The following is a 14,962-nucleotide window of genomic DNA, read 5'->3' on the forward strand; positions in this document are numbered from 1 at the left end:
TTATCATGACAACACCTTACAAACACGAGCCATTCACAAATTTCCAAGATCAAAACAACGTGGAAGCGTTTAAAAAAGCGCTTGCGACAGTAAGCGAATATTTAGGAAAAGACTATCCGCTTGTCATTAACGGCGAGAGAGTGGAAACGGAAGCGAAAATCGTTTCAATCAACCCAGCTGATAAAGAAGAAGTCGTCGGCCGAGTGTCAAAAGCGTCTCAAGAGCACGCTGAGCAAGCGATTCAAGCGGCTGCAAAAGCATTTGAAGAGTGGAGATACACGTCTCCTGAAGAGAGAGCGGCTGTCCTGTTCCGCGCTGCTGCCAAAGTCCGCAGAAGAAAACATGAATTCTCAGCTTTGCTTGTGAAAGAAGCAGGAAAGCCTTGGAACGAGGCGGATGCCGATACGGCTGAAGCGATTGACTTCATGGAGTATTATGCACGCCAAATGATCGAACTGGCAAAAGGCAAACCGGTCAACAGCCGTGAAGGCGAGAAAAACCAATATGTATACACGCCGACTGGAGTGACAGTCGTTATCCCGCCTTGGAACTTCTTGTTTGCGATCATGGCAGGCACAACAGTGGCGCCGATCGTTACTGGAAACACAGTGGTTCTGAAACCTGCGAGTGCTACACCTGTTATTGCAGCAAAATTTGTTGAGGTGCTTGAAGAGTCCGGATTGCCAAAAGGCGTAGTCAACTTTGTTCCGGGAAGCGGAGCGGAAGTAGGCGACTATCTTGTTGACCATCCGAAAACAAGCCTTATCACATTTACGGGATCAAGAGAAGTTGGTACGAGAATTTTCGAACGCGCGGCGAAGGTTCAGCCGGGCCAGCAGCATTTAAAGCGTGTCATCGCTGAAATGGGCGGTAAAGATACGGTTGTTGTTGATGAGGATGCGGACATTGAATTAGCGGCTCAATCGATCTTTACTTCAGCATTCGGCTTTGCGGGACAAAAATGCTCTGCAGGTTCACGTGCAGTAGTTCATGAAAAAGTGTATGATCAAGTATTAGAGCGTGTCATTGAAATTACGGAATCAAAAGTAACAGCTAAACCTGACAGTGCAGATGTTTATATGGGACCTGTCATTGACCAAGGTTCTTATGATAAAATTATGAGCTATATTGAGATCGGAAAACAGGAAGGGCGTTTAGTAAGCGGCGGTACTGGTGATGATTCGAAAGGATACTTCATCAAACCGACGATCTTCGCTGACCTTGATCCGAAAGCAAGACTCATGCAGGAAGAAATTTTCGGACCTGTCGTTGCATTTTGTAAAGTGTCAGACTTTGATGAAGCTTTAGAAGTGGCAAACAATACTGAATATGGTTTGACAGGCGCGGTTATCACAAACAACCGCAAGCACATCGAGCGTGCGAAACAGGAATTCCATGTCGGAAACCTATACTTCAACCGCAACTGTACAGGTGCTATCGTCGGCTACCATCCGTTTGGCGGCTTCAAAATGTCGGGAACGGATTCAAAAGCAGGCGGGCCGGATTACTTGGCTCTGCATATGCAAGCAAAAACAATCAGTGAAATGTTCTAAGCGGGACTAAATGGGCATCCTCCCTGCGGGGGTGTCCATTTCATCCATATACTATAAAAAAGAGGAGGAAGTGCCATAGAAAACACACAGCTGATTATTTCGATTTGTATTTATATGGCGGGAATGCTGCTAATCGGCTACTTTGCTTACAAGCGTACGTCGAATCTGACGGATTATATGCTGGGAGGACGCTCTTTGGGTCCGGCAGTAACCGCTCTCAGTGCCGGCGCTGCCGATATGAGCGGCTGGCTGCTAATGGGGCTTCCGGGCGCCATGTTTTCTACTGGTCTGAGCGGCGCTTGGATCGTCATCGGACTTTGCCTTGGAGCGTGGGCGAACTGGCTTTACGTCGCACCACGGCTGAGAACCTATACTGAAAAAGCGGGGAATTCTATTACAATTCCCGGATTCCTGGAAAATCGCTTCGGAGATCAAACAAAGCTTCTCAGACTGTTTTCGGGAATTGTCATTTTAGTCTTTTTCACGTTTTATGTATCGTCCGGAATGGTGTCCGGCGGCGTCTTATTCAACAGCATCTTGGGGATGGATTATCACACCGGCCTGTGGATTGTGACGGGTGTTGTTGTGGCATATACCCTGTTTGGCGGCTTTTTGGCAGTCAGCTGGACAGATTTTGTTCAGGGGATTATTATGTTTGCCGCACTCATTCTTGTGCCGATCGTTACGTTTTTCCACACGGGAGGAGCAGGTGATACAGTTGCTGAAATCCGCTCTGTAGATCCTGATATGTTTAATATTTTCAAAGGAACGAGCGTCCTTGGCATTATTTCTTTGTTTGCCTGGGGGCTGGGATACTTTGGCCAGCCGCATATTATTGTGCGTTTTATGGCGATAACGTCTGTCAAAGAGATCAAAAGAGCGCGCAGAATTGGGATGGGCTGGATGATTTTGTCTGCAGTAGGCGCAGTGCTGACCGGTTTGGGCGGAATCGCTTATTACCATCAGCGCGGCATGACACTGAAGGACCCAGAGACGATTTTTATTCAATTAGGGAATATCTTGTTCCATCCGATTATCACGGGTTTTCTGATTTCAGCGATTTTGGCCGCGATTATGAGTACAATTTCTTCCCAGCTGCTTGTGACATCAAGCTCTCTGGTAGAAGATTTGTATAAGTCGATGTTCAGACGCTCAGCTTCAGATAAAGAACTGGTGTTTTTAGGCCGACTGGCTGTTCTGGCTGTTTCAATTGTCGCGTTGGTTCTGGCTTGGGAGAAAAATAACACCATCCTTGGATTGGTCAGCTACGCGTGGGCGGGCTTCGGTGCATCATTCGGGCCAGTTGTACTGCTCAGTCTGTTTTGGAAACGAATGACCAAATGGGGGGCACTCGCCGGCATGATTGTGGGAGCAGCGACTGTAATCATTTGGGCGAATGCCGGTCTTTCGGACTTTCTGTATGAAATGATACCTGGTTTTGCTGCGAGTCTATTATCTGTCTTTTTTGTCAGCATATTGACGCAGGCTCCGTCACAAGCTGTCACAGACCAGTTCAACGACTACCAAGATACAATGTCGCAATAAAGATCGAAAGGAGGAGGAAGGGGCTGTCCCTTTTTCCTCTTTTCTCCTTTTAAGCGGCCATTTTTTTCTTTTGGAAACAAACGTATTTTTTTCTATACAAAAAGACCCCGTATGGATATGATTAAAGTAAAAAAAGTATAGGAGAAAAAGGTATGGAAGAGCTTTTAGAGAGAGTTTTTTCATTTTCAGATGTTGATAAGCTAATTGATTTTATTAGCTATGAACTGCAAAAGCCAGTGATACTGGAAAGCGCGGATTTCTTTTTGTTAGCCTATAATTCTTACTATATTAACCATTTTGATTCTGCCAACCAGCAGACTATTTTTTCGAAAAAGTGTCCGGTCCAGATTTTTGAGAGGTTTCTGAAGGACGGAATTATTGAAAAATTGAAAACAGAGCCTGAGCCTTTTCGCGTCAATAAAATTGAAAGCATTGGGTTAAACCAGAGGGTGGTCGTGAGTGCAAAGCACAAAGGGGAAGTCATGGGCTACATCTGGATTCAGGAGCTGGACCAAAATCTGACGGATGAAGAGCTCGACTTTTTGTACGAGACCTCCTTCCATGTCGGGAAAATCATTTATAAAACGAATAAATTGAAACAGGAAAAGGAAGAAAAAGCAGAGGATCTCATCAAACGGGCGATCTATCAGCAATTTACCTCTGAGAAGGAACTCAGACGGGAAGCTGAAAGGATCAACACCGTGCTGCCTTCCATGTTTTCAGTTGTTATCCTGCACGCCGCAAATGGGGATGGGGAAGCGGTTGAGGATTTAAAGGAAAATATCAGGTCGTACCTGAATTTACGGGATAAGGTCAGTCATGTCTTAACGATCGAATCAAACATTGTCATCGTCGTAGCGAGTTTTTCCCAAAAAAGCTCCGTCTCCTCAGCAGCTTCTGAGTTTATTAACAAGCTGTTAACACATTTTCACTTTCAAAAAATACCTACCCCTATTTATATCGGTATCGGAAACGAATATAATCACCTATTAAAACTTGGCAAGAGCTACACAGAAGCACTTGAAGTCATCAAAGCCGCAGAAATCACCGGCAATCAGGAAAACATTCCATATGAATATGCCAAACTCGGCATTTACCGCTATTTAGAAAGCATCGAACAGAAAAATGAATTTTTAGAATACGAGAATAAAGATTTAGCTTTATTAAAAGCAAAAGACGAAGAAAGCAGCACTGAGCTGCTCAAAACCTTGGAAATCTATCTCCTCAACAACTGCAAAACAAAACCAGCGGCAGAACAGCTGTTTATTCACCAAAATACATTGAATTACCGCATCAAACAGATTACTGAGATGACGTCGATCGATTTAAGCGATTTCAGAACGCGGTGCCAGCTCTATCTCGATTTGATGCTGATGAAAAAGAAATAAAAAAGAAACCAGTACTTGTACTGGTTTCGTCTTCACTTAAAATCCTCTGTAAACATACGGATCATCAGGTTTTTTAATGGTATTCCAGTCAGTTACTTTGACGACAGGGAGAGTTGACTTGAATGGCTGGTAATATTCTGAGGCCAGAGTGCCCTTAATGTGAATCCATTCATCATCCTTGATGTCCATGTCCTTCGGAAATTCCACAAGCATCCCGTACACGCCGGAATCAGCGATACAGTGAATGATGCCAAACCTTAATACGAACAGCTGATTTTTGTTAATTGCGTTTCCTTTGTAAGCAAATCCATGAAATTCTATCGTCCGTCCGAGAAATTCACCCGGATAGTTATAGATGGTTTCCATTCCTTTTAGGAAATCGTCATCGGTCAGAGAAATCTCTTTTTTGCTGGAATACTTATTAAACAGCTGTTTCATTTGTTTGTCATAGCTGTCTTGCGCGTAATAAAGGCTGGCATCAGGCCGCAAATACTGTGTTTGGGAGTAGTGATCTCCGCTCTCCATCGCCTTAAACGAGAACCCTTTTGTTTTGACTATGGATGAGTCAAGCGTTGCAATCGGGAAGAAGATGCCTGACACCAAAGGAAAAAGAAAAACAACATAAATCAAATAACGCTGATAAAATGGCTTGTTTTGTTCATGGTCATGCTCGTGATCATGGCCGCACCCGCAATCATGGTCATGGTGATGTCCGCTTTTTTCAGGCGACTTGATAAATAGATATGCTTGGACGGCGGTCAGAATGGCCAGCAGGAAGATCGCAATAAAGGAAAGATAGGCATATTTCATATTGATATATTTTGTTAGATTTCCTGAGGCATGCAGATGATAAAAGAAAAACGTAAATCCCATCAGCACCAATAAACGAAACATCCAATCACCCCTTTACCAGTAGTGATCCCGCTAAAACAATCACGACAATGTATGTAATCAGCAGGAAAACAAATCGTTTTTTGAAGGCCGCAAGCATCATCAATAGATTCTTAATATCCACCATTGCACCAAAGACGAGAAAGGCGATTAACGATCCTAATGAAAACGTGCTGCTGAAGGAAGACGCGATGAACGCATCAACTTCTGAACAAAGCGACAGGACAAACGCCAGACCCATCATCACGAGGGAAGAGGATACATCATTCTGCCCGATCGCAAGCAGAGTGGATGTTTTGACATACGTCTGCATAGCGGCTGCGATAAAGGCGCCGATGATTAAATATTTCCCCACGGAGAAAAATTCATCAATGGCATGCCGCAAGGTCCCGCCCAGTTTTTGGAGCAAGGTGCCGTGATGATGATGGTGGTGCCCGGGTTCATCAGGCTTTAAAAGCTGGTTATCCTTAAATTGATAGGATAAGATGACCCCGATGATCAGCGAAACGGCGAGAGCCAGTCCGCCTCTGTAAAAGACCACGCTCCATCTATTCCCGAACGCAATATAAGTAGAAAATAAAACGATAGGATTAATGATAGGCGCGGTCAGCATGAAAGCAACGCCCGCATGCAGAGGAACTCCCTTTAACAGAAGCCGCCTCGTAATCGGGATGATGCCGCATTCGCAGGCGGGAAATAAAACGCCGGCCAGCGCACCGAATAAAACGGCGAGAAAACGGTTTTTCGGCATGATTCTTGCAATCATTTCTTCAGAAACAAACATTTGAATGATTCCGGAAAGTATGACGCCAATCAGAATAAACGGAATGGCTTCTATTAAAATGCTGATAAAAATAGAATTCAGCTGAAGAAAAGATGATTGTGCTGTCACAATAAAACCTCCGCTCATGTTAAGCTGCCTTTCTTATGATACCAGAAAAAAAGGCACTGCTTGTTTGACGGAGGAGGGGAAAGGATCGTTTCACTTTGGTTAGGATTCCAAAAAGCCGAGTAGGATACTGCCTGTTTCTGCAGCTTCTTTTCCGAGCCAAATCAGGTGTCCCCATGAGTGAAGCAAACAGAGAACAGCGCCACGAATGTGCTCTTTTGCATGATGTGCATGTGACAAGTCAACCAATCCGTCATAAACACTTTGCATAATCAGCACGGGACATATGATGGCTTGCAGGTCTTTTAAAGAGACAGCGGCGGTTTGTGACAAGTCAATCAGAAATCCTTCACCCGAGCGCTGCCGGCTGTTCATTTTCCGAAATGCTTCTATGTCTTTTTCATTCATCAAGGACTTGATTCGCTGAAACGGAAGCGTGCTGAATTGGGGGCTCATAGCTCGAAACATCAAACGCGGGAAAGCGTTATTCAAGGAAGAAATCAGCTTCCATATCCACTTTTCCACCGGCGGGCGGAAGAGAATTTCCCCCAATTTATATTCAGTGTCTTTTGGGGTGAGCCACTCTTTGGTGACTGCGGATTGCAGGGTCAATGTATTTACTCTTTCCGGATAATGTGAGGCAAAGCATATGCCGCTCGGCCCTCCTGCTGAGATGGCGATCACATGGACACTCTCGATTTGTAGATGATCTAATAATTTCACATAGAAACGGCAGGCATTGGCAAGACTTTTTCCAATTTCTTTTGACGTCCGTCCATAGCCAGGCCTTGAAGGCGTAATGATGGAATACCCTTGTTCAATCAACGCTGTGTATCCGAATTCCTCGTAACAATTTGAATGCCCGCCATGCATGACAAGGATCGGAGTTCCCTTGCCTGTCACAGAATATTCTAGTGTACCGCCATCGAAGGTGATCGTTTCAACTCGTCTTTTCATCTGTTTCACCCAATTGGTTTTTGCCTATTATAGAGTTTTCAGCAATTGACCACAAGGTAGAAGAAATGAATAAACAAAGGCCCTTGAAATATGATATACTTTGTATTGATATTCATTCTCAATTAAAACTTTGATATAGATGTGAACGGGAGGCAGGACGGATGGCTGAGAATCAAGAGGTATATGACGTTACGATTATAGGCGGGGGGCCGATCGGGCTGTTTACTGCTTTTTACTGCGGGATGCGGGAGCTGAAAACAAAGGTAATCGAATTTTTGCCGAAGCTCGGAGGGAAGGTGTCTTTATTCTTTCCTGAGAAAATCATTCGCGATATCGGCGGCATACCGGGGATTGCGGGAAAGCAGCTGATCGAGCAGCTGAAGGAGCAGGCGGCAACGTTTGATCCTGATATCGTATTGAATCAGCGTGTGACCGGGTTTGAACGCCTAGATGACGGCACCATTGTTCTGACGGGTTCTGAAGGGAAAAAGCACTATACAAGAACTGTGATTTTGGCTTGCGGCATGGGTACACTTGAGGTCAATGAGTTTGACAGCGAGGATGCGGCCCGATATGCGGGCAAAAATCTTCATTATGGAGTGGAGAAGCTCGATGCGTTTAAAGGGAAACGCGTGGTGATATCAGGCGGCGGAGATACTGCGGTCGATTGGGCTAATGAGCTTGAACCGATTGCGGCGTCTGTGACTGTCGTTCATCGGCGTGAGGAATTCGGCGGAATGGAAAGCAGCGTGACGAAAATGAAGCAATCATCGGTGCGGGTGCTTACGCCTTATCGGCTGGAGCAGTTGAACGGAGATGAAGAGGGCATCAAAAGCGTGACCGTTTGTCATACTGAGTCTGGCCAGAGGAAAGACATAGAAATTGATGAGCTGATCATTAATCATGGGTTCAAAATTGATCTCGGGCCGATGATGGAGTGGGGGCTGGAGATTGAAGAAGGAAGGGTGAAAGCTGACAGACATATGCGAACGAATCTTCCGGGCGTGTTTGTGGCGGGCGACGCGGCTTTTTATGAAAGCAAGCTGAGATTGATTGCCGGCGGATTTACGGAAGGCCCGACAGCGGTCAACAGTGCCAAGGCTTATCTGGACCCTAAGGCCGAGAATATGGCGATGTATTCCACCCATCATAAAAAATTGGTGCATAAATAAAACAGCCCTTGAGGAAAAGGGCTGCTTGCCATCAGGTGTGAAGGAGTTTTTTCTCTGCATGTTGATTGTGGATGAAAGCTAGCAATTCATCCTGTTCTTGTACGGCTGTGAATCCATAAATGCCGGCAGCTGAGTCATCGCCTATGCAGACGATAGGAGGGCGGCTTGCTGACGGTTCCGGCAAAATGCCAATTTGTTCGCCACCATTGATCAATTGCTGAACGGACAGCTTGTTTGGGCAAATGACCATGTGCAGCGGGGATTCACTGATGGTACGCTGAATCATGTGGGTGAACCGGTCATCTATGACGTTTTCATGAGTGATATAAAACGAACAGGATTCATGCTTTTGCATGTTTTCCACTGCATGGCGGCTCCCGACAACAAGACGTTTCTCTGAATCAGGCTGAATGGCGGTGACAAGAAAGCCCCGTTTCTCAAGCTCTGTCTTTGCTTGCTCAGATGCTGCACTCAGTTTGGCTGTCAGCTGGCGGATGTCGATTTTCTGAGAAGCCAGTGCTCTGAAAAATTCACAAACCGCCCGGCGCGATGTGAAAAAAACGTCTTCAAAGGTGCCAATCTTTCGAAGAATTTCTTCATTGACAGGCATGTTTTCGGTCCGCCATTTCGGCCACTCGATGAGATCGGCGCCGGAATCGCGCAGCTTGTCTGCAAGCGGGTCTTCATCTTCGCCATGAGTCACAACCATCAAATGCCGTCCGATGAGCGGTTTGCTTTCAAACCAGCTGTGTGTTTGAAAGTTGACGATGTCTCCGATGACGATAATCGCAGGGTTTGTAATCTGGTGTTCCTGCACTTTTTGCTGAATGTTCTCAAGTGTTCCTTTCACACTCCGCTGGCGGCCCCACGTTCCCCATTGGATGACAATGACAGGGACAGAAGGCGATTTCCCGTATGAAATAAGCTGCTGGCAAATATAAGACAAGTTCTTGACACCCATGTAAAAAACAAGGGTTTGAACGCTTCGGGCCAGCCCTTCCCAGTCAAGGTTCGGCGTGCCTTTTAATGATTTATCATGCGCTGTAATCATGGCAAAAGACGATGCAAAATCCCGATGCGTGACGGGGATGCCCGCATATAGCGGCGCTGCAATTCCAGAGGTGATTCCCGGCACCATTTCATAGCGAATGCCGTGCTCATGAAGAGCATCTGCTTCCTCGCCGACTCTGCCGAATACGCTCGGATCTCCGCCCTTCAAGCGAACGACGGTTAACCCATTTAATGCTTTTTCAACCAGCAGGGCGTTAATTTCTTTTTGTTTCATAAAATGGCGGTTTGGCAGTTTTCCGCAATAAATAAACTGGCAGTCCGGTGATGCAAATTCGAGCAGCTTCGGGTTGGCGAGCCGGTCATATAAAATCACATCTGCTTCCTTGAGCGCCTGTTTTCCTTTGATGGTGAGCAGGCCTGGGTCGCCGGGTCCGGCTCCCACGAAATATACGATTCCGTTCTTCATGATCATGTCATCCTTCCGTCACTGTAAAAAATGAAGGACCACTAGAAAAGTGATCCGGTCTTTTGATCAATATACGAGATAAACATGTTCTCCTTCGATCAGCGTTTCATATGTTTTGACGCATCCGTGGTCAGGTTCTTGGACGATTCCGTCTTCTAAGGAAATTTTCCAGTCGTGCATCGGGCAGAAAACATATTGACCGCTGACGATGCCTTCTGCCAGGACGCCGCCCTTATGCGGACAGCGGTTTTCAATGGCGCGGATGCTTCCGTCTGAAAGCTTGAAAACCGCGAGCTCCTTATCTTCAATATACACTGTTTTGCCTAATTGTTCAGGCAATTCTTCAATTTTTCCGATACATACTTTTGTTACGTCTTTGTTTACCATGTCCATTCCTCCTCAATGATAGTTTTTGTCATTATGATGTGGTCACGACATTTTCAAATAATTCTTTAGAGGTTTGTTTATCCTCTAAAAAGTCTTTCCACGGATCCTTGTGGACAGAGAGTGTTTCATTCATTCGGCCGTTCAGCTCCTGCCGCTTTTCCGGATCGTTTAACACGGATTGGACATGGGATAAACCGACGCGCTCAAGCCATGCGGACGTACGCTCCAGATAGTTTGCGGTTTCCCTGTAATATTGCAGGTAAGCGCCCGCGTATTCTAAGACTTCTTCATTTGTTTTCACCTTCATCAGCAAATCGCCGGCACGCAAATGGGTTCCGCCGTTTCCGCCGACATAAAGCTCCCAGCCTCCGTCGATGCCGACAACGCCAAGGTCCTTAATGCCGGATTCCGCACAGTTTCGCGGGCAGGCAGACACGGCCATTTTGACTTTGTGAGGCGTGTTCAGCCCTTCGAATTTTTTCTCAAGCGCAATGCCCAGTGCCATGGAGTCTTGTGTGCCGAAGCGGCAGAATTGCTCGCCTACACATGTTTTCACTGTGCGGAGCGTTTTTCCGTACGCGTAGCCCGATGGCATATCAAGATCTTCCCATACCTTCGGAAGGTCTTCTTTTTTCACGCCGATAAGATCAATTCGCTGGCCGCCTGTCATTTTCACGAGCGGGATCTCATATTTGTCAACGACATCGGCGATCTTGCGCAAATCTGTGGAGTTGGTCACGCCGCCGTACATCCGAGGAACGACTGAGTATGTTCCGTCTTTTTGAATATTGGCGTGCATTCGTTCATTAACAAAGCGGGATGTCCGGTCATCCTCGTATTTGGTTGGATTGATCATGCCTAAGTAGTAGTTCAGAGCGGGTCGGCATTTAGAACAGCCTTCTGGCGTTTTCCAGCCGAGCACATTCATGACTTCTCTTGTATGTGACAGCCCTTTGGCTTTGATTTCTTCTACGACTTCATCTCTCGACAATGTGGTGCAGCCGCAAATGGCTTCTTTTTGCGCTGACGCATCAAAGTCTGATCCGAGCGTATGCTGGAGGATTTCTTCTACGAGCGGCTTACAGCCTCCGCATGAGCGGGATGCGCCGGTGCATGCTTTGATTTCGTCCGTTGACGAGCAGCCCTTTTCCTGTATGGCTTGAATAATCGCACCTTTTGACACGCCGTTACAGCCGCAGATGATTTCATCGTCGCTCATCGCTGCGGTTATGCTTGTGCCTGCTTCCTGGCTGAGGGGCTGTAAGATTGATATTTTAGAGGTTTCAGAGATATCGGCTTCTTTTTGAATCATAGAAAACAGGCGATTGCCTTCGCTGCTGTCGCCGAATAAAACAGCACCGACAATTTGATTGCCTCTCAGGACAATTTTTTTATAGATGCCGTCCTGCTCATCGAAGACTTTAATCGCTTTTTTCTCCTCTGATTCGTTAAAGTCACCGGCAGAGAAGACCTCGACGCCTGATACCTTTAACTGTGTGGAGAGAACGGAGCCCTCATACGGTTTTGTTTCGATGCCGCACATATGCTTTGCCAGCACTTTTGCCTGTTCATACAGCGGCGCCACAAGCCCGTAGGCGATTCCTCGGTGCTCGGCACATTCGCCGACCGCGTAAATGTGCGGGATTTCAGTCTGCATATAATCGTTGACGATGATGCCGCGGTTAACCGGAATGCCGCTCTCGGCCCCGAGCGTTGTATTTGGGCGGATGCCGACAGCCATGACGACTAAATCAGCTTCAATGCTTGTGCCATCCTTGAATCGGAGGCCTTCGACACGGTCGTCACCGACAATTTCTTCTGTTTGCTTTTCAAGTAAAAAGGTCATACCTTGTTTTTCTAACTCGTTTTGCAGCAGGCGTCCTGCCGTTGCATCAAGCTGGCGCTCCATCAGGAATGGGGCAAGGTGGATGACGGACACGTCCATGCCGAGATTCAGCAGTCCGCGAGCTGCTTCCAAACCAAGTAGTCCTCCGCCGATGACGGCAGCTTTTTTATATTGTTTTGACGCGGCGAGCATTGTGTCTGTATCTTTTATGTCCCGGAAAGCTGTGACGCCTTTTTTGTCTGCGCCCGGAATCGGAAGGATAAAAGGGACCGATCCTGTCGCCAGGATCAATTCATCGTAAGGCTGGATTCTGTCTGCATCTGTGATGACTGTTTTGTTTTCCGTGTCCACTTTGATGACTGTTTCATTTGTATACAATTGAATGTTGTTTTCTTCGTACCAGTCCCAATCGTTTAACGTAATATCTTTAATATCTGTATCGCCTTGAAGCACTTTTGACAAAAGGATTCGGTTGTAATTGGGATGCGGTTCGGCACCGAAAATTGTGATCTGAAACTCGTCTTTAGCAACACTCAGTATCTCTTCAATGGCCCTTACCCCGGCCATTCCATTACCAACAAGAACTAGCTGTTTTTTTCCCATCAGATGATCCGCTCCTTATCAAATGTTTTTTCCAGCGTAGCACAGCAAAAAGGAATATTTAAGATACATGTTATAAAATGTAACAAAATATACGAAAAGTTCTAAAAATTTTATGAAAAATTTAAATAGGTATGATTCGGACGGCGCATACCTTAAAACCGGGCATTTTACAGGCTGGATCTAAGGCTTCCCCGATTAAATCATTCACATTTTGAGCGTCTGCCCAATGGATGGGAACAAAAACGGTATCTTTTCTGATTTGTTCTGATAATTTGCTGCGGACGGTGATGCTTCCCCGCGGCGATTCTATTTTTACCAGTACACGGTCCTCGATATTGTAGGTCGCTGCTGTTTGCGGATGGATCTCCATAAACGATTCAAAATGTCTCGCGGCAAGGGCGGCGCTTTTTCTTGTTTGGACGCCTGTTAAGTAGTGAGACATGACTCTGCCTGTCGTTAAATAAAGCGGATAATCGGCTGTCGGCTTCTCTTTTGGAACAGGTGGTTCGTTTGGAATCACACTTAATGCCGCTTTTTGATCCGGATGAGCAAATGATTCTGTAAACAAGCGCCCAGTTCCGGGATGATCAGATTCCGGACACGGCCAATGAATGCCGCCTTCACGTCTGAGCCTGCCGTATGAGATGCCTGAATAATCGGCAATCCCGCCTCGGCTCGCTTCTCTCAATTCATTGAAAATATCCTCCGCTGACGTATAAGAAAAGTAGCGGCCCTTGCCGAGAGCGGATGCGAGATCACAAATGATCTGCCAATCATGCTTTGCTTCGCCGGGGCATGGCCGGCTTGCTTCTCTTAATGTCACGCGTCCTTCTACATTTGTCATGGTGCCTTCATCTTCTAAGTAAGAGGAGGCAGGTAAAATCACATCTGCGTATTTCGCAGTCTCAGAAATAAACAAATCGATTGCGACAAAGAATGTCAGTCTTCTTAAAGCCTTTTTCACGAGATTTGCATTTGGACTGGAAACAGCAGGGTTGGAGCACATGAGGAACAGTCCTTTGATGTCGCCGTCATTGATTTTTTCCATCATTTCATAGGCTGAGACACCTTTTCGCGGGAGTTCATCCTGATGGATTCCCCACACTTTCGCAATATGCGCCCGGTGTTCTTCGTTTTCGATAGAACGGTAGCCTGGAAGCTGATCGGCTTTTTGGCCATGCTCTCTGGCGCCTTGCCCGTTGCCTTGTCCGGTGATCGCCCCGTAGCCCGAGTAAGGTTTGCCGATTTTTCCTGTGATCAGCACCATGTTTAAGAAGCCTTTCACAGCCGCTGTTCCATCGGTTTGCTGTTCAATCCCGCGGGCTGTAAACAGCATGCCGGACGTTTCCTTGGCAAACTTCACAGCAGCTTTTCTTATATCCACCAGCGAGACACTCGTCTGTTCGGCGATGTCATTCAGGTCCAACGAGTCAGTATGCTGCTTCAGCTCTTCGAATCCATTTGTTCGTGATTGAATGAAATCCTCGTTTATAAGCTGTTCGTCAATGATGATTTTGACGAGACCGTTGGCAAGGGCGGCGTCTGTGCCGGGTTTGATTTTCAGATGAAGATCGGCGATTTTCGTTGTCGCTGTTTCACGAGGATCAATGGCAATGAAGTAAGCTCCGTTTTCTTTCGCTTTTTCAAAATACGGCATAATCGTAGGCTGGCATTCCGCAATATTGGTGCCGGCCAGAATGATCACACGGGTGTGGGGGATGTCTGATAAAGGATTCGTTAAGCCTCTGTCCGCGCCGAATGTTTGGTTGGCTGCGGTGGCTGCTGCGGACATACAAAGTCTCCCGTTGTAGTCGATGTATTTTGTCTGTAAGCCTACTCGTGCGAACTTCCCTAACAAATACGCCTCTTCATTTGTAATCGAGGCGCTTCCGTATACCGCCATGGCGTCATGTCCGTGTTCAGTTTGGATCATTGTCACTTGGTCTTTGATATGATTCAGTGCTTCTTCCCAGGAAACAGGCATAAACTCGCCGTTTTTCTTCAGCAGCGGCCGGGTGATGCGGGAGGAGTTCAAGGCATGCTGGTGAGCATTCATGCCCTTGATGCATAGCCGACCCTGTGTCGTAGGATTATCAATCCCGATCGCAGTGTACTTTTTGCGCGTGACGATGGTTTGTTCCACGAGCTGCATTTTGCACTGCATGCTGCAAAACGGGCATTGAGTGTCATATGTTTTTTCTGATTGGACGTCTTGCTGTTTATCACGGAAATATCTAAGCAGTCGTTCAGTCAA

11 protein-coding genes are annotated in these 14,962 nt (G+C 46.5%); 4 read left to right on the top strand and 7 right to left on the bottom strand.

Annotated elements, in window-relative coordinates; translation table 11 throughout:
* Positions 1-5 precede the first annotated feature (5 nt).
* The 3 genes from pruA (at position 6) to putR (ending at position 4,486) form a co-directional block, all read left to right on the top strand.
* Positions 6-1,553 (top strand): L-glutamate gamma-semialdehyde dehydrogenase, encoded by a 1,548-nt coding sequence (pruA, locus tag NST22_RS01860; RefSeq protein WP_003234655.1) that lies wholly within the window; start codon positions 6-8, stop codon positions 1,551-1,553.
* A 123-nt stretch (positions 1,554-1,676) separates the two neighbouring features.
* A complete protein-coding gene (putP, locus tag NST22_RS01865) occupies positions 1,677-3,098 on the top strand; it encodes a sodium/proline symporter PutP (RefSeq protein ID WP_010886399.1) in 1,422 nt (473 codons plus the stop codon).
* Positions 3,099-3,250: 152 nt separating this feature from the next.
* Positions 3,251-4,486, top strand: a complete 1,236-nt coding sequence (gene putR, locus NST22_RS01870; RefSeq protein WP_003234651.1) for a proline utilization transcriptional regulator PutR — start codon at positions 3,251-3,253, stop codon at positions 4,484-4,486.
* Positions 4,487-4,522: 36 nt separating this feature from the next.
* On the opposite strand, the gene NST22_RS01875 is transcribed toward putR, so the two are convergent.
* The 3 genes from NST22_RS01875 to NST22_RS01885 form a co-directional block, all read right to left on the bottom strand.
* The gene (locus NST22_RS01875; protein ID WP_003234649.1) at positions 4,523-5,380 is read right to left on the bottom strand and encodes a TIGR03943 family protein; all 858 of its coding nucleotides are present in this window, start codon (positions 5,378-5,380) and stop codon (positions 4,523-4,525) included.
* A gap of 4 nt (positions 5,381-5,384) precedes the next feature.
* Positions 5,385-6,269 carry a permease gene (locus NST22_RS01880; RefSeq protein WP_010886400.1) on the bottom strand — a complete coding sequence of 295 codons (885 nt, stop codon included), beginning with the start codon at positions 6,267-6,269 and terminating at the stop codon, positions 5,385-5,387.
* Between the two features lie 99 nt (positions 6,270-6,368).
* Positions 6,369-7,223, bottom strand: coding sequence for an alpha/beta hydrolase (locus tag NST22_RS01885; protein ID WP_003246384.1), 855 nt, complete (start codon positions 7,221-7,223; stop codon positions 6,369-6,371).
* 161 nt (positions 7,224-7,384) lie between these two features.
* Between NST22_RS01885 and ffoR the strand changes: the two genes are divergently transcribed.
* Positions 7,385-8,395: a ferredoxin--NADP(+) reductase gene (gene ffoR / locus NST22_RS01890; RefSeq protein WP_003234643.1), complete on the top strand. Its 1,011-nt coding sequence runs from the start codon at positions 7,385-7,387 to the stop codon at positions 8,393-8,395.
* Positions 8,396-8,426: 31 nt separating this feature from the next.
* Here the strand turns inward: ffoR and cobA are convergent, their stop codons facing one another.
* From cobA to nasC, 4 genes are all read right to left on the bottom strand, one after another.
* Complete coding sequence (gene cobA, locus NST22_RS01895) at positions 8,427-9,878, bottom strand: uroporphyrinogen-III C-methyltransferase (protein WP_003234641.1); 1,452 nt, start codon at positions 9,876-9,878, stop codon at positions 8,427-8,429.
* 60 nt (positions 9,879-9,938) lie between these two features.
* On the bottom strand, positions 9,939-10,259 hold the full coding sequence (nirD, locus tag NST22_RS01900; RefSeq protein WP_003246252.1) for a nitrite reductase small subunit NirD: 321 nt from the start codon (positions 10,257-10,259) through the stop codon (positions 9,939-9,941).
* A gap of 31 nt (positions 10,260-10,290) precedes the next feature.
* The gene (gene nasD, locus NST22_RS01905; RefSeq protein ID WP_003234637.1) at positions 10,291-12,708 is read right to left on the bottom strand and encodes an NADPH-nitrite reductase; all 2,418 of its coding nucleotides are present in this window, start codon (positions 12,706-12,708) and stop codon (positions 10,291-10,293) included.
* Between the two features lie 121 nt (positions 12,709-12,829).
* Positions 12,830-14,962, bottom strand: a complete 2,133-nt coding sequence (nasC, locus tag NST22_RS01910; RefSeq protein ID WP_003246484.1) for an assimilatory nitrate reductase catalytic subunit — start codon at positions 14,960-14,962, stop codon at positions 12,830-12,832.

It is taken from the genome of Bacillus sp. PS237 (genome assembly GCF_037963345.1).
Lineage (GTDB): Bacteria > Bacillota > Bacilli > Bacillales > Bacillaceae > Bacillus > Bacillus subtilis.

Coding starts and splice junctions, on each gene's coding strand:
- pruA (WP_003234655.1), top strand. CDS start 6: ATGACAACACCTTACAAACACGAGCCATTCACAAATTTCCAAGATCAA.
- putP (WP_010886399.1), top strand. CDS start 1,677: ATGCTGCTAATCGGCTACTTTGCTTACAAGCGTACGTCGAATCTGACG.
- putR (WP_003234651.1), top strand. CDS start 3,251: ATGGAAGAGCTTTTAGAGAGAGTTTTTTCATTTTCAGATGTTGATAAG.
- NST22_RS01875 (WP_003234649.1), bottom strand. CDS start 5,380: ATGTTTCGTTTATTGGTGCTGATGGGATTTACGTTTTTCTTTTATCAT.
- NST22_RS01885 (WP_003246384.1), bottom strand. CDS start 7,223: ATGAAAAGACGAGTTGAAACGATCACCTTCGATGGCGGTACACTAGAA.
- ffoR (WP_003234643.1), top strand. CDS start 7,385: ATGGCTGAGAATCAAGAGGTATATGACGTTACGATTATAGGCGGGGGG.
- cobA (WP_003234641.1), bottom strand. CDS start 9,878: ATGATCATGAAGAACGGAATCGTATATTTCGTGGGAGCCGGACCCGGC.
- nirD (WP_003246252.1), bottom strand. CDS start 10,259: ATGGTAAACAAAGACGTAACAAAAGTATGTATCGGAAAAATTGAAGAA.
- nasD (WP_003234637.1), bottom strand. CDS start 12,708: ATGGGAAAAAAACAGCTAGTTCTTGTTGGTAATGGAATGGCCGGGGTA.